The organism is Microbacterium sp. NPDC057741 (assembly GCF_042798735.1).
Classification (GTDB): Bacteria; Actinomycetota; Actinomycetes; order Actinomycetales; family Microbacteriaceae; genus Microbacterium.
On the sequence record NZ_JBHVJW010000007.1, the window covers coordinates 168,292 to 185,855 of the forward strand.

16 protein-coding genes are annotated in these 17,564 nt (G+C 69.5%); 8 read left to right on the plus strand and 8 right to left on the minus strand.

Annotated elements, in window-relative coordinates; translation table 11 throughout:
- Positions 1-14: 14 nt before the first annotated feature.
- Positions 15-671 (minus strand): Maf family protein, encoded by a 657-nt coding sequence (locus ACFVDO_RS18555; RefSeq protein ID WP_378857420.1) that lies wholly within the window; start codon positions 669-671, stop codon positions 15-17.
- Between the two features lie 29 nt (positions 672-700).
- On the opposite strand from ACFVDO_RS18555, the gene ACFVDO_RS18560 reads away from it, so the two are divergent.
- The 4 genes from ACFVDO_RS18560 to ACFVDO_RS18575 are packed head-to-tail and all read left to right on the plus strand — an operon-like array spanning position 701 to position 4,870.
- Positions 701-1,948, plus strand: coding sequence for a class I SAM-dependent RNA methyltransferase (locus ACFVDO_RS18560; RefSeq protein WP_378857422.1), 1,248 nt, complete (start codon positions 701-703; stop codon positions 1,946-1,948).
- Between the two features lie 30 nt (positions 1,949-1,978).
- Entirely contained in the window at positions 1,979-2,641 is a 663-nt protein-coding gene (locus ACFVDO_RS18565; protein WP_378857424.1) for a response regulator, read from the plus strand.
- Entirely contained in the window at positions 2,631-3,863 is a 1,233-nt protein-coding gene (locus tag ACFVDO_RS18570) for a sensor histidine kinase (protein WP_378857426.1), read from the plus strand. The genes ACFVDO_RS18565 and ACFVDO_RS18570 overlap by 11 nt, the downstream gene beginning before the upstream one ends.
- Entirely contained in the window at positions 3,860-4,870 is a 1,011-nt protein-coding gene (locus ACFVDO_RS18575; protein ID WP_378857428.1) for a hypothetical protein, read from the plus strand. Before ACFVDO_RS18570 ends, ACFVDO_RS18575 begins: the two co-directional genes overlap by 4 nt.
- 320 nt (positions 4,871-5,190) lie before the next feature.
- Here ACFVDO_RS18575 and ACFVDO_RS18580 read toward each other — a convergent pair whose 3' ends face one another.
- The 6 genes from ACFVDO_RS18580 to ACFVDO_RS18605 all read right to left on the minus strand — a co-directional run bounded on the left by ACFVDO_RS18580 (position 5,191) and on the right by ACFVDO_RS18605 (position 10,683).
- Positions 5,191-5,418 (minus strand): acyl-CoA carboxylase subunit epsilon, encoded by a 228-nt coding sequence (locus tag ACFVDO_RS18580; protein ID WP_378857430.1) that lies wholly within the window; start codon positions 5,416-5,418, stop codon positions 5,191-5,193.
- Positions 5,415-7,004: an acyl-CoA carboxylase subunit beta gene (locus ACFVDO_RS18585; RefSeq protein ID WP_378857432.1), complete on the minus strand. Its 1,590-nt coding sequence runs from the start codon at positions 7,002-7,004 to the stop codon at positions 5,415-5,417. Before ACFVDO_RS18585 ends, ACFVDO_RS18580 begins: the two co-directional genes overlap by 4 nt.
- A 91-nt stretch (positions 7,005-7,095) precedes the next feature.
- Positions 7,096-8,484, minus strand: a complete 1,389-nt coding sequence (locus ACFVDO_RS18590) for a sugar porter family MFS transporter (protein ID WP_378857434.1) — start codon at positions 8,482-8,484, stop codon at positions 7,096-7,098.
- A gap of 95 nt (positions 8,485-8,579) precedes the next feature.
- A complete protein-coding gene (locus ACFVDO_RS18595) occupies positions 8,580-8,882 on the minus strand; it encodes a hypothetical protein (protein WP_378857436.1) in 303 nt (100 codons plus the stop codon).
- Between the two features lie 78 nt (positions 8,883-8,960).
- A complete protein-coding gene (locus ACFVDO_RS18600) occupies positions 8,961-9,893 on the minus strand; it encodes a hypothetical protein (protein WP_378857438.1) in 933 nt (310 codons plus the stop codon).
- A gap of 97 nt (positions 9,894-9,990) precedes the next feature.
- Positions 9,991-10,683, minus strand: a complete 693-nt coding sequence (locus tag ACFVDO_RS18605; protein ID WP_378857440.1) for an NTP transferase domain-containing protein — start codon at positions 10,681-10,683, stop codon at positions 9,991-9,993.
- A 223-nt stretch (positions 10,684-10,906) separates the two neighbouring features.
- On the opposite strand from ACFVDO_RS18605, the gene ACFVDO_RS18610 reads away from it, so the two are divergent.
- From ACFVDO_RS18610 to ACFVDO_RS18620, 3 genes are read left to right on the plus strand one after another with little or no spacing between them, the layout of a single operon-like run.
- On the plus strand, positions 10,907-12,709 hold the full coding sequence (locus tag ACFVDO_RS18610; RefSeq protein ID WP_378857442.1) for an ABC transporter ATP-binding protein: 1,803 nt from the start codon (positions 10,907-10,909) through the stop codon (positions 12,707-12,709).
- Positions 12,685-14,250 (plus strand): hypothetical protein, encoded by a 1,566-nt coding sequence (locus tag ACFVDO_RS18615; RefSeq protein ID WP_378857444.1) that lies wholly within the window; start codon positions 12,685-12,687, stop codon positions 14,248-14,250. Before ACFVDO_RS18610 ends, ACFVDO_RS18615 begins: the two co-directional genes overlap by 25 nt.
- Positions 14,251-14,299: 49 nt before the next feature.
- Positions 14,300-14,566, plus strand: a complete 267-nt coding sequence (locus tag ACFVDO_RS18620; protein WP_157310764.1) for a DUF3039 domain-containing protein — start codon at positions 14,300-14,302, stop codon at positions 14,564-14,566.
- 59 nt (positions 14,567-14,625) lie between these two features.
- On the opposite strand, the gene ACFVDO_RS18625 is transcribed toward ACFVDO_RS18620, so the two are convergent.
- Positions 14,626-15,951, minus strand: a complete 1,326-nt coding sequence (locus tag ACFVDO_RS18625) for a nicotinate phosphoribosyltransferase (RefSeq protein ID WP_378857446.1) — start codon at positions 15,949-15,951, stop codon at positions 14,626-14,628.
- 137 nt (positions 15,952-16,088) lie between these two features.
- Between ACFVDO_RS18625 and ACFVDO_RS18630 the strand changes: the two genes are divergently transcribed.
- A complete protein-coding gene (locus ACFVDO_RS18630; protein ID WP_378857448.1) occupies positions 16,089-17,555 on the plus strand; it encodes a glycoside hydrolase family 3 protein in 1,467 nt (488 codons plus the stop codon).
- Positions 17,556-17,564: the final 9 nt, after the last annotated feature.

Below are 17,564 nucleotides of genomic sequence, written 5' to 3' on the forward strand. Positions count from 1 at the left end.
GTGTCGGGATGCCTTCAAAGCGCGGATTTCGCGTTCCACAGGTCGGTCCACACCACTCCGAGTTCGCCGGTCAGCCGGCGCAGCGTCGAAAGCGACATCCCGACCACGGTCGACGGGTCGCCCTCCACGCGGGTGATGAACGGCCCGCCCAGGCTGTCCACGGTGAACGCGCCTGCGACGTGCAGCGGTTCACCGGAGGCGATGTATGCGTCGATCTCGGCGTCCGTGACATCGGAGGCGAACGTGACTGCGGCCTCGGCGACGGCGTGCACCTCGACAGGCTCGGCGTCAGGGCGCACCCGGAAAACCGAGTGCCCGGAGTGCAGGATGCCGGTCTCGCCACGCATCCCGTGCCAGCGCCGTCGCGCCTCCTCGGGCGTGTAGGGCTTGCCGAGCACCTCGCCGCCGATCTCGAACATGGAGTCGCCGCCGATCACCAGGCCGTCGAAGTCCGGGGCATCCGTCTGCAGAGCCCGCACGACGTCGGCGGCCTTCGCGCGACCCAACAGCAGCACGAGCTCCGCAGGAGCGAGCGCGGTGCCGCGCTCGGCCTGGGCCGCCGCAGCCACGGCGTCCTCGTCGACGCCGGGCGAGCGGGTCTCGGGCTCGATCCCCGCCTGCCGCAGCAGCATGAGGCGGGCAGGGGAGGTGGAAGCCAGGCAGACGCGCATGCCTCCACGGTATCTGGGAAGATCGAGGGATGACCTCTTCCGCGGGCGAGCTGCTCGATCTCGACATCACCGGTTTCGCGCACGGCGGCACCGCCATCGCCCGTCATGAGGGCCGTGTCGTGTTCGTCGCCGACGCCATCCCGGGCGAGCGCGTACGCGCCCGCCTCGCCGATCCTTCGTCGGGCACAGGAACCGACAAGAAGCGATTCTGGCGCGCCGACGCAGTCGAGGTTCTCGAGGCCTCGCCGCACCGCGTGCCGCACATCTGGTCCGAGGCCGACATCTCGCGCGCCCCCGCCGACCGCGTCGGCGGCGCCGACCTCGGCCACATCGCCCTGGGCCACCAGAGGGCGCTCAAGCGGCAGGTGCTGCAGGAGGCGCTGGACAAGTTCGCCGGCGCCGGTCTGACCGCCCCCGAGGTCGTAGGCCTCGACGAGGGCGACGGCGAAGGCTGGCGCACCCGCATGACCCTGCACGTCGACGATGCCGGCCGTGTGGGGCCGTACGCCGCCCGCAGCCACCGCGTGATCGAGGTCGCCTCGCTCCCGCTGGCGCGCCCCGAGTTGGCCGAGGCCGCCGGCGCGCTGGTCGGCACGCCCTCCGCGGGCCGCATCCTCTTCGTCGAGCCGGCCGACGGACGCGCCCGCGTGCTGCCGCGTCCGGATCGCCCGACCCGATCCCGGCGAGGCGCACGCGCACACCGTCCCGAGCCCGAGGTCATCATCGAGAAGGTCGGGTCGCGCGAGTTCCGCCTCGACGTGGACGGCTTCTGGCAGGTGCATCCGCTGGCGGCGTCCACTCTCGACGGCGAGGTGCGCGCAGCTCTCGAGGGTCTCGTCGACCCGGATGCCACGCACTTCGACCTCTACGGCGGCGTCGGGCTGTTCGCCGCCGCGCTCGCCGACCTCGGCGCGACCGACGTCGTCACGGTGGAGTCGGATGCCCGAGCCACTGCGCATGCGGAGCAGAACCTCGCGCCGCTGGACGTGCAGGCGGTCACGGCCCGCGTCGACCGGTTCCTGTCATCCGTCCCCGCGGGAGGCCAGGCCGGCACGGTCGTGCTCGACCCGCCCCGTTCCGGGGCGGGGAAGGCCGTCGTCGAGGCCGTCCACGATCTCGCACCGGAGGCCGTGGTCTACGTCGCCTGCGACCCGGTCGCACTCGCCCGCGACCTCGGCACCTTCCGCGCTCTCGGATGGGAACCGGATCGCCTCCGCGCCTTCGACCTGTTCCCGCACTCGCACCACTTCGAGACCGTGGTTCGGCTGACGCGCTGATTCGCGCGATCGTCTGAGTATTCTGATTCCATGAGCACCGTCGCCCTCATCGACGATCACGAGTCGGTACGTCTGGGCCTCGAGGCCGCCTGTCAGCGCGACGGGGAGCAGCAGGTGGTGTTCTCCGGGGGCACGGTGAAGGCCTACCTGCTGTGGCGGGCATCGGCCGGCGTGCCGCCCGTCGATGTCGTCGTGCTCGATCTCACGCTCGGCGACGGCACCACCGTCACCGAGAACGTCGCCACGCTCGTCGCCGATGGCGCGAGCGTCGTGATCCACAGCGTCGCGGACCGGCCCGCCGCGGTGCGCGAGGCACTCGTCGCCGGAGCGGCGGGCGTGGTCAGCAAATCCTCGGCGCTGGACGACGTGCTCGACGCGATCCGCACCGTCGCCCGCGGCGATGCCCTGAACAACGTCGAGTGGGCCAGCGCGGTCGATGGTGACCGAGAGTTCGCCGACGCGCAGCTTTCCACCCGCGAGCGCGAGGTGCTGCGTCTCTACGCCGCCGGCCTTCCTCTCAAGGTCGTGGCGGAGCGCCTCGGAGTGGCCTACTCCACGGCCAAGGAGAACATCAGCCGCATCCGCGTGAAGTACGTCGAGGTCGGTCGGCCCGCGCCGACCAAGGTCGCGCTGCTGCGCCGCGCGATGGAGGACGGCATCGTCGCCCCGGACGGGGCCCCGCGTGGCGGTTGACGCCCGTGGCATCCGGGAGGCGTGGAACGAGATCCCGTCGCCGGGTGCGGCGGGGGCCGGTCTGGAGCGGTTCACCGGCAACCGCATGGAGCGCATCCTCCAGATCGTGATCGCTCTGGGCTCCGCGGCCCTGGGCGTGCAGGCCCTCCTCTCGGCGATCGGCACCATGTCGAAGGCCGATGCCGCGCACCTGGCGATCCTGAATCTGGTGTTCCTGCCCCTCGTGTGCATGATCGGCGCGTGCCTGACAGGACGGTTCGTCCGCGCGGCCTGTGGCGGGTTCGCGGTCGCCTACATGCTCGCGCTGGTGCTCTGGCCGGTCGTGGTGATCTCCTCGGGGCGGGGTGCCGCCGAGCAGCCCTGGATCTTCTTCCTGGTGAACATCGGCGTGCTCGCCGCCGTCGCCGCCTTCCCGTTCGCCCTGCAGTTCGTGTGGGCGGCGGCGCTGCCGCTCGCCTACGGCTGGGTGCGACTGCTGCAGGGCGGGTTCTCGCAGGAGTACTGGATCACCACCGCCTTCGATGTGACGTTCACCCTCATCCTCGGCATGGTCCTCGTGTCGCTGGCCTGGATGTTCCGCTCCGTCGCCGCAGGCGTCGACGAGGCGCGCGCCAAAGCCGTGGACACCTACGCCTCTGCAGCCGCGGCGACCGCCGCCGAGGAGGAGCGGGTCGCGCTCGCCGCGCTCATGCACGACAGTGTCCTTGCGGCCCTGATCGCCGCCGCACGGGCCGAGAGCGAGCGGGAGCAGGATCTGGCCGTCGGCATGGCTCGTGAGGCGCTCACGAGGCTCGCGAACACCGAGGCGTCGGTGGCGCAGGAGGGCAGCGACGAGCCGGTGAGCATCACCGGGATCGTGGCCGAGCTGCGGCGAACTCTGTCCGAGCAGGGCGCGGACGCCGTCGTGGAGGAGCGCGGCGAGCCGGGCGATGTTCCAGGCAAGGTCGCCCGCGCGCTGGTCCTCGCCGCCCGGCAGGCGATCGGCAATGCCCTCGCGCATGCCGCGGGGCGTGGACTGCACGTGATCGTGGAGGCCGCGGGAACGGGCATCAGGGTGATCGTCAGCGACACCGGGCCCGGGTTCGACCCGGAGCGCATCGGCGAGGATCGGCTCGGCATCCGTGCGTCGATCCTGGCGCGGATGGCCGCAGTGGCAGGCACGGCGCACATCGCATCCGGCGACCAGGGCACCGTCGTCACGCTCGGGTGGGAGGCCGCATGAGACTCACCGTGCGCAGCATGGCGACCGGGCTGGCACTGGGCTTCGCGGTCTACTTCGCGGCCCGCGGCGTCTGGTGGACGCCGGTGCAGCCCGAGGTGCCGCTGTTCATGGTGGCCGCCATCGGGCTTTACATCGCCACCATCCTCACAGCGGTCCTGGCCGGCACCGATCGGCAGGTGCGGATGCCGCTGTGGTGCGGGATCCTCGCGGTGGTCACCGCAGCAGCGGTGCCGCACCTGGTGTCGGTCTCGCTGACAGAAGCCGATCGGGTCGCGTCGTTCGCGACCTGGTACATCGGCGCGACCGGGCTGCTGGGCGTCGTGTGCATCGTCCGGCGCCGGTTCCTGATCGGCTGGCTGATCCTGCTGATCCTCGCGATCTCGTCCTGCGTGCACATGGGATTCGTGAACGCGTTCACGCTCGGTCTCGTCGGCTCGATCACCTGGGTGGCCGTGGCGCAGCTGCTGGTGCTGTTCTGGGATCGTGCGGTGCGCGACACCGAGCGCCTCGCGGACATCCAGCAGGCCGTCTCGGCCTGGCACGCCACGCAGCAGGTGCGCCAGCGCGAACGGCGGATGCGGGTGCAGCTGGCCCTCGCCGTCGCAGGACCGCTGCTGGCCAGGACGGTCGCCGCCCACGGTGCGCTGGACGCCGACGAGAAGACGCGCGCCCGTATCGCGGAGGGGCGCCTGCGTGACGAGCTGCGCGGGGCGAGCCTGCTCAACGACGCGGTACGCGAGGCCATCGCCGACGCGCGCGGCCGCGGCATCGCCGTGACGGTCTTCGACGAGGGCGGCCTGGACAACGTCGGCGAGCAGCGACGGAACGAGATCCGCGACGAGCTCGCCGGCGTGCTGGCGCAGGTCAACACCGATCGAGTGATCATCCGCGCGGGCAATGACGAGGTCATCGCGGTGACTGTCGTCGGCCGCGGCGGCGCCGGCGGATCGCGCGACGACGATGAGGTGGATCTCTGGCACGAGATCCCGCGGAGCCCGCAGGCGTAGACGTCGCTCTTGACAGGACTGTTCTCAGAGGAGGAGAGTCCTCAGAATGAGAAAGGGCGAGGGGCGGCGAAGCCGCCCGCCCCTCGCCAACGCGGACGAGTTACCCGAAAACTGTCCGCATGTGGACGGTTTCTCGCTTGCCTACCCTGGGACAAGGAGACCGTCTAACGCGAAGCGTTGCATCTAGTCTCGCGGGCGGAAAGATCATTGTCTGTAGGTATTTCGGGGGACAAATGCGGCTTTTTTCGGCTTTTTGCCTCCGAAACGGTCCCTGAGCCCGCCGCTTGTACTGAGCGAGCGCAGCGAGACGAAGCGAAGGGTCAGCCGGAGAATCGGCCCCAGGGGATGTCTCGCCGCAACGGCGTGCGCATCGGTCGCCGCGTGCTCATCCATGCGGAGACGCTCGCCTCATCGGCGACGGCCCCGGCGACCTCGGTCGTGTAGGCCTCGCTGACGATCGCGACGAGCGCCGCGAGCTCCTCGTCGGTCGGGTTGCCCCGCACGACCTCGACGACAGGGACGTCGGGCTGTTCGGACTGCTCGGTCACAGCGGGATGTTCCCGTGCTTCTTGGGCGGCAGCTCGGCCCGCTTGCTCTTGAGGGCGCGCAGGGACTTCGCGATGGCCACGCGGGTGTTCGCCGGCTCGATGATGCCGTCGATCTCGCCGCGCTCGGCGGCCAGGAACGGGCTGGTCACGCTGTAGGTGTACTCGTTCGCGAGACGGGTGCGCACGGCCGCGACGTCCTCGCCCGCCTCCTCGGCGCGCTTGATCTCGCCGCGGTAGAGGATGTTGACCGCGCCCTGACCGCCCATCACGGCGATCTCGGCGGTCGGCCAGGCGAGGTTGACGTCGGCGCCGAGCTGCTTGGAGCCCATCACGATGTATGCGCCGCCATAGGCCTTGCGCAGGATGACGGTGACCAGCGGCACAGTGGCCTCGGCATAGGCGTAGATGAGCTTCGCGCCGCGGCGGATGACCCCGGTCCACTCCTGGTCGGTGCCGGGCAGGTAGCCGGGCACGTCGACCAGGGTGACGATCGGGATCGAGAACGCGTCGCAGAAGCGCACGAATCGGCTGGCCTTCTCGCCGGCCTCGATGTTGAGCGTGCCGGCCATCTGGGAGGGCTGATTGGCGATGATGCCCACCGAGCGCCCCTCGACACGGCCGAAGCCGATCAGGATGTTCGGGGCGAACAGCGGCTGCACCTCGAGGAAGTCGCCGTCATCGACGATGTGCTCGATGACGGTGCGCATGTCGTAGGGCTGGTTGGGGGAGTCCGGGATGATCGTGTTCAGTGCGCGATCGGCATCTGTCGTCTCGAACTCGAAGGGGGTGTCGTAACCGGGGATCTCGGCCATGTTGTTGTCGGGCAGGAAACCGAGCAACGTGCGGGCGTAGTCGATCGCGTCGTCCTCGTCCTCGGCGAGGTAGTGCGCGACGCCGGAGCGGGTGTTGTGCGTGTAGGCACCGCCGAGCTCCTCCATGCCGACGTCCTCGCCGGTCACGGTCTTGATCACGTCGGGGCCGGTGACGAACATCTGGCTGGTCTTGTCGACCATGATCACGAAGTCGGTCAGAGCCGGGCCGTACACGGCGCCGCCGGCGGCAGGGCCCATGATGATCGAGATCTGCGGGATGACACCCGAGGACCGGGTGTTCATCTTGAAGATCTCGCCGTACTTCGACAGCGCGAGCACGCCCTCCTGGATGCGAGCACCGCCCGAGTCGAGGATGCCGATGACCGGCATCCCGCTGGTGAGGGCGAACTCCATGACCTTGATGATCTTGTCGCCGGAGACCTCGCCGAGCGAGCCGCCGAAGGTGGTGAAGTCCTGCGAGTAGACGGCGACGGTGCGGCCGTGGATGGTGCCGATGCCGGTGACGACCGAGTCGCCGTACGGACGGTTGCGGTCCATGCCGAACGCGGTCGAGCGGTGCCGGACGTACTCGTCGAACTCGACGAAGCTGCCGGGATCGACGAGAAGCTCGATGCGCTCGCGGGCGGTCATCTTGCCCTTGGCGTGTTGCTTCTCCTGGGCTTTCTTCTCAGGATCGACGACGGCCTCGGCGTAGCGGGCGCGGAGGTCCGCGATCTTGGATGCGGTCGTCGAGAGGTCAGGCGTGTCCGTCACCTTTCCAGACTAGTGCCGGGTGCACGAGCGCCGTTGGATGCTCGCCACAACGGATTCGCCGATCCTTTGGGTGTTCGGTTCTTCTCGCCGCTCAGTTCTTCGGCGTCCAGCTGCCGCCGTTCTGCCAGAACTGTCCGATGTCCTCCAGCGGACGGCCCTTGGTCTCGGGAGCCATCCAGGAGACGAAGCCGAAGGCGAGGACGGCCATGACGCCGAAGATCGCGAAGGTCCAGGCGCCGCCGGTGGCCTTGAGAAGACTCGGGAAGATCGCGCCCACGATGACGTTCGCGACCAGGTCGGAGGTGAGCATCACGGTGGCGCCGAGGGCGCGGAGGTGCGCGGGCATCGCCTCGCCTGCGTACACCCACACCAGGGAGCCGAAGCCGAAGGTGAAGCCGGCGGTGAACAGCATCAGGCCGATGAAGCCGAACACGGTGAGCGCCCCGGTGAACTCTCCGCCGCCGATCGCGAACACGGCGACCAGCAGTGCGTTGGCGACGATCATCACGCCGATGCCGATCAGCAGCACCGGTCGGCGCCCCATCCGGTCGATCACGGCGAGGGCGATGAACACGGCGACGAGGCCGGCGACCTGCACGAGGGCGGAGAGGCCGAGCTGCACGATGTGATCACTCGATCCCATCGCGTCGAAGATGCTGGGGCTGTAATAGACGATCGCGTTGATGCCGGTGATCTGCACGAAGAATCCGAGGCCGACCACGAACAGCGTCGCGCGCAGGAAAGGCTTCCGCAGCAGATCGGTCCAGCGGGAGGTGTGCGCGGTCGCGAAGCCCGCGGTGATCGTCTCGATCTCGGCCTCGATGTCGACTGCACCGCCCTCGATCAGCGAGAGCGTTCTGCGGGCCTCAGCCGTTCGGCCCTTCATGATGTACCAGCGCGCGGTGTCTGGCAGACGCAGCAGCAGGACGGTGATGATGACGCCGGGGACGGCGGCGAGGCCCAGCATCCATCGCCAGCTCTCGGTGGAGGCGAGGGCCATCGCGACGAGGTAGCCGAGGATGATGCCGGTGACGGTGGCGACCTGGTACAGCACCAGGAACGCGCCGCGGGAGCGGGTCGGCGCGGACTCCGCGACGAAGACGGGGACGACCACCACCGATACGCCGATCGTGAGGCCGAGCAGGAAGCGAGCGACGATGAGGAACTCGAGGCTCGGCGCGACGCCGCTGAGCAGCGAGAAGATCGTGAACGTCGCGGCGACGGCGACCATGGTGGGCTTGCGGCCGACGCGATTCGAGAGCGCGCCTCCGCAGAGGGCTCCGAGGATCTCGCCGACCACCACCGTCGTGGTGACCAGGCCTTGGCCGGCGGCATCGAGGTGGAAGTCCTGGGTCAGATAGATCAGGGCGCCGCCGATGTTCGACGAGTCGTAGCCGTAGATGATGCCCACGGTGGCCGCGGCCACACCGACCATGACGGCGAGTCTCGTGAGTCTCGGGTTCTCGGTCAGAGCGTGCATCTCGTCGCCTCCCGTCTACGGCCGCGACGTGTGCGCGGAGCGTATCCAGAAGGTACACCCCACAGCGGGCGTCGCGACGGCGATGAAGCCATCGCTCACACCACGAACCGCCACACGTACTCCAGCCCGTCGCTGGGACGGAACCAGGCCAGAGTCACCACCACGTCGTCGAGGTCGGCCGAGCACAGACACAGTTCGAGCCGCTCGGTGGGCAGCACCTGCCCCCAGAGGTCGGTGACGATGCCGGTGCCCGGAACATCGTGGAACACGCGCACGAAGTCGATCGGCTCCTCGCCTCCGTTGACGACGACCGGGTGCGCGCGCTCGGCCCGCTGGATGCGCCAGGGCACGCGGTAGGCCGGGACGGATGAGGGCAGCTGGGGGAGTCCGAGGGTCATGCCGCAAACGTAGGAACAGGCCCGGACAGCGCGACGCTCCTGTCGGCTTCCGCCGCCGGTCCTGTGCAGGACCGCGCGCTACTCCTCGGTTGGGGAGAGCATCTCGTGCGCCGGCTTCCGGCGCACGACACCCGTGACCTTCCGCCCCGCCCACCCGACACCCTTCACCGCGGTGCCCGCCGCGCTCGCGGCAGCGGCGCCCACGAGGCGCGCGCCGTTCAGCATCCGCAGCTCCACCTTCTGCGCACCCGGCACCGGCTCGAGCTCGGCGGGGAGATTCAGCGGCGCCTGTCCGAACGCCCTCCGAGACGAGGTCAGCACGCGGCGGCCGAGCACATGGTTGCCGGCACCGCCGATCGCGGCACCGATGCCGAACGGCAGCGCCTTGCCCAGGAACGACGCTCCACCGTTCACCGCGAACTGCCTGATGAACATGCTCTTCAGCCGATCGACCAGCGGCCCCACGGCCGCCCGCGGCAGCGACTTCGTCACCAGCTCTCCCCAGTACGCCGAACGTGTGTCGCCCTTGCCGACCGCCTGCTTGGCGAGCTGGCCGACCAGGTCGACGCCCTCCTTGCCGAGCATGAGCGTCATCACCAGCGCGCGTGCGCGGTCGGGGTTCTCGATCGGGATTCCGTGCACCTCGGCGACGGACTGAGCGAACAGCGCCGTCGACTCCACGAACCCCAGGGTCTCGATGCCCGACAGCGTCAGAGTCACGCCCGTGCCGATCCCGGGAACGACGGCAGTCGCGCCGACGGCCGCGCCGCCGGCGGCCACAGCGGCGAGGTAGCGCAGCTCGAGGATGCGCACGATCTCGGCCGGCGTCGCGTTCGGGCTGCGCAGGCGGATGCTCCGGATGTGCGCGACCACCAGCGGGCGCTGCACCGCGAGCACCCGGTCGACGCCGCGGATCACGAACGGATGCTCGTCGGAGCCGGCCGGCGGCAGCCCGGTGTCCCAGGCGGAGTCCGCGGGGAGCGAATGGATCTTGTGCACCTTCTCGCGCATGGGCCGATCCTATGCATCCGCACCTGCGAAACGCCCCCGCTGCGAGAAAGCCGAAAGCCCGGCCCCACGAGGGAGCCGGGCTTTCGCGAAGTCGGAGTCAGACGAACAGGTTCGCCCGCTCGAGATCCTCGGCGAAGTCGATCTCGACCGCGTACAGGTCGGACACGTCCATCGGCTCGATGAGCACGCCGTCCTCGGCGATCGCCAGCTCGAGGCCGCGCTCGAAGTAGTCCTGATCCTCGACCCGCTGCAGCTGACGCATGAACGCCTTCTTGTGCGCGGAGGAGATGTAGTTGATGCCGACCGCCTCGCCGAGCCCGCCCTTGACGGTCTTCGACAGCTCCTTGATGAAGCCCTCCGAGGTGACGGTGTACTTGACCTCTTCGTCGCTCACCTTCGAGGTGTTGACGGTGACGAACGACTGGTCGCGCTCGATGAGCTCGATCGCGCGGCCCAGGATGCGCGGGTCGAAGACGACGTCGCCGTTCATCCAGAGCACGCCGCCGCGGCCGGTGACGCTGAGCGCGCGCAGCAGACTCTTCGAGGTGTTGGTCACGTCGTAGCGCTCGTTGTGCACGTAGTTCACGTTCGGGAACGACTCGATGATCGTCTCGGCGCGGTAGCCGACGACGGTGGTGATCCGGGCGTCGCCACCGAAAGCGGCACGGATGTTCTCGTGCTGCTGCTGCATGATGGTGCGGCCGTCGTGCAGCTCGGTGAGCGGCTTGGGCAGGGCGCGCCCGAGGCGCGAGCCCATTCCGGCGGCCAGGATGACGGTCTGAAGAGTCACGAATGCTCCTAAAAAGTATCTGTGTTCACTGTCGATTCATCGACGGGACACCTCTTCGTGCCGGGTTCATGGTACCGAAACGCCCTGGGAGAGCCCCAGGCGGAGGAGGCGGCGTTGCCGTTTCGTGATCGAGTACACACCGGACACTCAGGAACGCTCGCCACGCGAAATACGCGTCTCGCAGACCCAGGGAAGCCCGAACTCGGTTGATAGCGTAATAGATGTGACTGCTTCTTCCCCCACTCCCGGAGACGACCCCGTGAAGGCCCCTGCTGCCGCAAAGGACAGCGCTGCGACGGCGAGGAAGGCGACCACGACGAAGAGGACGACGGCCAAGACCACCGCACCCGCGGAGAAGGCTGCGACGAAGGCGGAAGCCGCCAAACGGGATGCGGCGAAGACGGCGGCTGTCAAGAGCGCGGCGCGCACCACCGCTGCCGCGAAGACCGCCGCCGCGAAGAAGGCGGCCGGCTCGACCGCCGCGAAGGCTGCTGCAGTGAAGACGGCGACCGCCCGCACCGCAGCGTCCAAGACTGCGGCGAAGACGACCGCGGCGCGGACCACGGCGAAGAAGACCGCTGCGGCGAAGACAGCCACTGCGGCGCGCGACGAAGAGAAGGCGGCGACGAAGGCGGCCACCAAGACTTCCGGCACGAAATCGGCGACGGATGCGACGACGGCGGTGAAGAAGCCCGCGGCCAAGCGACCCGCCGCCAAGACCTCGACGACCGCGGCCGCAGCCAAGACGGCTGCGACCAAGACGACGGCTGCGACCAAGGCGAAGGCTGCGACCAAGACGACCACGGCAAAGCCTGCGACCGCGAAGAGCACGGCCACGAAGAGCACTGCGGCGAAGACCGCAGCCAAGACGACGGCTGCCGCGAAGGCCGCAGAGCCCGCGGCGAAGAAGCCTGCGACCACGACACGCCCTGTTGCGAAGACCGCAGCAGTGGCCGCGGCGGCCGGGGTGGTGGAGACTGTGGCTGCAGACGCCGTGACGACGGGTGCTGGGGAACCCGCTGTGAAGGAGATCATCGTGGCCGAAGAGACTCCGCAGACCGAGGCGCCACCGCAGGACGACACGGTCGTCGCTCCCGCGGAGGCAGTCGCGGTCGCTGTCGCGCCGGAACCTGAGCTGGAGCCCGAGACCGTGCCCGCGCCTCAGCCGGAGCCTGAGCCTGAGCCTGAGCCGGTAGAGCCGGCACCTGCGCCGGAACCCGCCGCAGAGACCGCGACTGCGCCGTCTGAGGCCCCTGACGACACCGCCGTTCCGGCCGTGATGATCCGCGGTCTGATCAAGCGGTTCGGTGACACCCGCGCCGTCGACGGGGTCGACCTGACCGTCCCGGCCGGATCGTTCTACGGCATCGTCGGCCCGAACGGCGCAGGCAAGACGACCACCCTGTCGATGCTCGCCGGGCTCCTCCGGCCTGATGGCGGCAACATCATCATCGGCGGAGTGGATCAGAAGGCCGATCCGCTCGCCGCCAAGCGTGCTCTCGGCGTGCTGCCGGACCGGCTGCGCACCTTCGACCGGCTCACCGGCCGCCAGCTGCTGCACTACTACGGTCTGCTCCGCGGGCTCGACTCCGGTGTGATCGAGAAGCGCGTGGGCGACCTCGCACGCGCGTTCGATCTCACCGAGGCGCTCAGCCGCGTGGTGTCCGACTACTCCGCCGGCATGACCAAGAAGGTCATGCTCGCGGGGGCGATGATCCACTCGCCGCGCGTGCTGGTGCTCGACGAGCCGTTCGAGTCGGTCGATCCGGTCTCATCCGGCGTCATCCTCGACATCCTTCGAGCGTATGTCGACCACGGCGGCACCGTGATCCTGTCCAGCCACGGCATGGACCTCGTAGAGCGGGTCTGCTCGCGCGTCGCGATCATCGTCGGCGGACAGGTCCTCGCCGAGGGCACGATCGATCAGGTTCGCGCCGGCCAGTCGCTGGAAGCACGCTTCGTCGAACTGTCGGGCGGCGGCGCCGAGGTGGAGGGGCTCGAGTGGCTGCACACGTTCTCCGCCTGAGGCTCGCTCTTCTGGCAGGGTCGCTGCGCACCGGACGTCCCGTGCGCACGATCTTCGGACTCCTCGCCGTCGCGGTGCTGACGATCGCGACGTGCGTCGCCGTGCTCAGCCTCGGCGACGGCTCGATCGACACGGCGCGATCGGTGATCGTGCTCGGCGGCGCCGCCGTCTTCCTCGCCTTCCTCGTCGGCCCCGTGCTCGTCGGCACGGAGGATCAGCTCGACCCTCGCAAGTTCGCGGTGTTCGGCGTCGACGAGAAGCGGATGCCGTGGATGCTGGCACTCGCATCGGTGATCAGCATCCCGAGCGTCGCGCTGCTCGCGGTCGGCGTGTGCGTGATGATCGTGGGCATCGGCTTCGGGGTGCCCTGGCCTGTAGCTGTGCTCTCCACCCTTCTGGGCGTCGCGGTGACGATCGTGGCCGCACGCATCGGCATGGCAGTCAGCGCGCTGCTGCTGCCGGAGCGGCGCTCCCGCGAGCTGACCGCGCTGTTCGCGCTGGCGCTGATCGTGATCGCGTTCCCGGTGGCGGTGTTCTTCGCATCGATGGCCTGGGACGGCGCCGTGCCTGCGGCGGTCGCCACGGCGACCTCGATCATCGGAATGACCCCGCTCGGCGCGGCGCAGGGCTTCCTGTTCTCCGTCGCCGACGGAGACGCATCCGGCGCCTGGGTGAGCGCGATCGTCGGCACACTCACCGCGGGGGGAGCGGCGGCGCTGTGGGCCTGGCTCGTGCGCCGGCTGCTGACGACGGTGGAACGTCCTGTGGCGGCCCGCGAGCGGTCCGGCCTCGGCTGGTTCGCCGTGCTCCCCTCGAATGCGTTCGGCGCGGTCGCCGCACGCAGCCTGGTCTACTGGCTGCGCGACCGCCGCTACATCGTCAACGTCATCGTGGTGCCGATCGCAGGCATCCTCACCGTGCTGCCCCTGATCGTCGCCGGAGTGCCCGTCGCGATCGCCGCGCTCATCCCCGCGCCGCTGATCGCGCTGTTCCTGGGGTGGCTGCCCCACAACGACGTCGCCTACGACTCGACGGCGATCTGGGTGCACATCGCCAGCGGCATGAAGGGCGTGTCCGACCGGCTCGGCCGCCTCGTGCCGATGGTGCTTCTCGCGCTGCCGCTGCTCGCGGTCGCGGTGTCGATCACCCTGGCAGTGGTCGGCGATTGGACGCTGTTGATGCCGTTCACCGGCGTCGTGGCCTGTCTGTTCCTCAGCGCACTGGGAATGTCCAGCCTGTCCTCCGTGCTCGCGCCCTACGCGGTGTCCAGGCCGGGGGACAGCCCGTTCCAGCAGCCCCAGCGCTCTTCGTCATACGGGTCGTACGGTGCGGCGATCGCACTGTTCGCAGCGCTGGTGCTGACCATCCCGGCCGGCTGGCTGTTCGTTCTGACCCTCGTGGACGGCGAGCAGCACGGGCCGGCGACGTTCTGGACCGGCATCATCGTGGGGGCGCTCACGCTCACCGCGGGCGTGCTGGTCGGCGGTCGGATCTTCGAGCACAGCGGTGAGCGTCTGATGGAGTTCGCTGAGACCACCTGATGGGCGCGGAGGCGCCCTCGGCGTGCCTGCGGCGATTAGACTCACGGTCATGAGTACTCCGCTGGACAGCCCCGATCAGGGCGGCGTGGCAACGCTTGATCGCGAACTCGAGGAACTCCTCAAGGAAGAGCATTTCGAGCCTGGTGACCATGAGCGCTTCTCGCACTACGTGAAGAAGGAGAAGATCCTCGAGTCCGCCATCACCGGCAAGCCGGTGCGGGCGCTGTGCGGCAAGAAGTGGACGCCGGGTCGCGACCCCGAGAAGTTCCCGATCTGCCCCACGTGCAAGGAGATCTACGAGTCGATGGTGGGCTGAGCCCCGCGGCTCCTGAGCGAGCGCAGCGAGACGAAAGGCCTTCAGAAACCGGGATGCCCCTATCGGGCGTCGACGAACAGTGTGGGGATCGCGGGGTCCGACTTGCTGAGCGCGAGAGCGCGGATCGGCAGCTCCTCGCGGACACGCAGGTGGTGGGCGCGAGCGGACAAGGTTCCCTCAGCGCCCTCGTGGGACGGGTCGATCTCACCGTTCTCGACGAGCACCACCTGCAGAGCTCGCGCATCGGGATGCTCGGACGGCACGTCCAGCTCGTCGAAGCCGGCGGACACCGCGATGGTCTCGGCCGTCGCCGTGCCGTGCTCCAGGGAGCGGAACGCAGCCTTCCGGCCGCCCATCGAGGCCTTGTCGGTCGAGGCCTTCGCGACCGGCACCCACGACCCTGCGGCATCCTGCCGGGCGACGAGCTTGTAGACCATGCTCGCGGTGGGGTAGCCGGAGCCGGTGACCACCGACGTGCCGACGCCGTAGGCGTCGACAGGTGAGGCGGCCAGGGCGGCGATCGCGTACTCGTCCAGGTCGCTCGTGACGGTGATCCTGGTGTCGGTGGCGCCGAGCTCGTCGAGCTGCGTGCGCACCTCGGCGGCGACAATCGGCAGGTCGCCGGAATCGATGCGCACGCCCCCCAGGGACGTGCCCGCCACGCGGATGGCGAGCTCCACCCCGGCGCGGATGTCGTAGGTGTCCACGAGCAGCGTGGTGTCGGTGCCGAGTGCCTCGATCTGTGATCTGAAGGCTGACTCCTCGTCGTCGTGCAGCAGCGTCCAGGCGTGCGCGGCAGTGCCCATGGTCGGGATGCCCCAGCTGCGTCCGGCCTCGAGGTTGCTGGTCGCGCCGAAACCGGCGATGTAGGCCGCACGTGCCGCTGCGACCGCCGAGTGCTCGGCGGCGCGCCGTGAACCCATCTCGGCCAGTGGCCGCTCACCGGCGGCGATGCTCATGCGCGAAGCCGCGGTCGCGACGGCCGAGTCGTGGTTGAGCACGCTGAGTGCGAGGGTCTCGAGCACCACCGCGTCGGCGAAGGTGCCCTCGACGGTGAGGATGGGGGAGCCGGGGAAGTACAGCTCGCCCTCGCGGTAGCAGCGGATCGTGCCGGTGAAGCGGTAGTCCTCCAGATGCGCGAGCGTGGCGGCATCCACCACGTCGTTGTCGCGCAGGAACCGCAGCTCGTCCTCACCGAAGCGGAACTCGCGCAGCAGCGCGAGCAGCCGGCCGGTGCCGGCGACGACGCCGAATCGGCGTCCGCCGGAGAGGCGCCTCGAGAACAGCTCGAACACGCATGGACGTGCCCCTGTTCCGTCGCGCAGAGCCGCGGCCAGCATGGTCAGTTCGTAGCGATCGGTGTAGAGCGCCGTCGACGTCGTCATGGGGTCGAGTTTAGTGAAGGCGGATCTCCGGCCCGGGAGCAGTCGCAATCGGCGTCGGCGCGCGCCAGTACACTGAACCGGCCGGATCGAATACGCCGCAGCCCTGGCGACCGCATGCATCCGGCGGAGGAGTGCGCGTGGATGATCTGATCCGGCTCGCGAACGGAGTCGTCTGGCCCGGATTCCTGGGCGGCGATGTGCCTCGATGGCTTGAGACCGAGCTGCGTGGCGGGCTCGCCGGCGTTGTCTACTTCGCGCAGAACCTCGACGGCGACACAGCAGCGCTCAGCGCGCGGATCCATGAGATCGCACCGCGAGCGCTGATCGGCATCGACGAGGAAGGCGGCAGCGTAACCCGCCTCGAGACCGCCACCGGGTCCACTGTCCCCTCCGCCGCTCAGCTCGGCATGCTCGACGACCTGCGGTCCACGCGTGACACAGTAGCCGAGATCGCCCGGCGATGCGCCGCGGTCGGCGTCGACGTCGTGCTCGCGCCGGTGGCCGACGTGAACACCGACCCGCGCAATCCCGTGATCGGAACGCGCGCGTTCGGCAGCGACGCCGCACTCGTCTCGCGGCACGTCGCCGCCGCGGTCGAAGGCATCCAGGATGCCGGGATCGCCGCCTGCGCAAAGCACTTCCCTGGGCACGGTGACACCCACTCCGATTCCCATCACGAGCTTCCGCGGGTCGACGCCACCGCCGCAGAGATGGCGGAGATCCATCTGCCGCCGTTCACTGCAGCCATGGCTGCAGGCGTCCGAGCGATCATGACCGCGCACATCTGCGTGCCGGTGTGGGGCGAGGCACCCGCCACACTCAATGCGGAGGTGCTCGGTCTGCTCCGCGAGGCTGGGTTCGACGGGGTCATCGTCACCGATGCCCTCGACATGGCGGCGATTCGTGAGACCGTCGGCATCGGGGGCGGCGCCGTCCGCGCGCTCGCCGCAGGCGCCGACCTGCTCTGCGTCGGCAACCCGACCAACCCGGGGCCGGCCATGCTGCCCGACCAGGACGAGCTGGACTTCCGGGCCGCTCGCGATGCGATCGTCGCGGCCCTGCGCTCAGGCGAGCTGAGCCGCGAGCGGGTCGAGGAGGCCGCCATGCGCGTCGCCGCGCTGGCCGCTGAGATCGCCTCCTCGCGCGGCCGGCGTCAGGATGGTGCACTGGATGCCGAGGACATCGTGCGTCGCGCGATCACCGTGCGCGGTGAGCTCAGGCCCCGTCCCGATGCGCCGACGACCGTCATCGACCTCCGTCGCCCCTCCTCCCTCGCGGTGGACAGCGCGGCGGAGCACGTCTCCACGGCCCTGGCGGCCGGGGGGCGCGTCATCCGTATCGACGCCGAGAGTGCGGATCACGCCGCGGTCGTCGAAGCCGCCGCCGGTGCGGGCGCGCCGGGCGGCGTGATCCTCGTCGACCGACTTGACGACTCCGCGGCGCAGCGCGCCGCAGCATCCGCCGTCGTAGGCGCGATGCCAAGCGTCGTGATCGTCAACGTCGGCGTGCGCGGTGCCGAGATGCCGGGCGCGACCGTGATCGAGGTGGCCTCCGCGAGTCTCATCGCGGCGCAGGTCGTAAGGCGAATGCTGATCGGCAATTGAGGAAAGGCA

Coding starts and splice junctions, on each gene's coding strand:
- ACFVDO_RS18560 (WP_378857422.1), top strand. CDS start 701: ATGACCTCTTCCGCGGGCGAGCTGCTCGATCTCGACATCACCGGTTTC.
- ACFVDO_RS18620 (WP_157310764.1), top strand. CDS start 14,300: ATGAGTACTCCGCTGGACAGCCCCGATCAGGGCGGCGTGGCAACGCTT.
- ACFVDO_RS18575 (WP_378857428.1), top strand. CDS start 3,860: ATGAGACTCACCGTGCGCAGCATGGCGACCGGGCTGGCACTGGGCTTC.
- ACFVDO_RS18625 (WP_378857446.1), bottom strand. CDS start 15,951: ATGACGACGTCGACGGCGCTCTACACCGATCGCTACGAACTGACCATG.
- ACFVDO_RS18555 (WP_378857420.1), bottom strand. CDS start 671: ATGCGCGTCTGCCTGGCTTCCACCTCCCCTGCCCGCCTCATGCTGCTG.
- ACFVDO_RS18595 (WP_378857436.1), bottom strand. CDS start 8,882: ATGACCCTCGGACTCCCCCAGCTGCCCTCATCCGTCCCGGCCTACCGC.
- ACFVDO_RS18590 (WP_378857434.1), bottom strand. CDS start 8,484: ATGCACGCTCTGACCGAGAACCCGAGACTCACGAGACTCGCCGTCATG.
- ACFVDO_RS18565 (WP_378857424.1), top strand. CDS start 1,979: ATGAGCACCGTCGCCCTCATCGACGATCACGAGTCGGTACGTCTGGGC.
- ACFVDO_RS18600 (WP_378857438.1), bottom strand. CDS start 9,893: ATGCGCGAGAAGGTGCACAAGATCCATTCGCTCCCCGCGGACTCCGCC.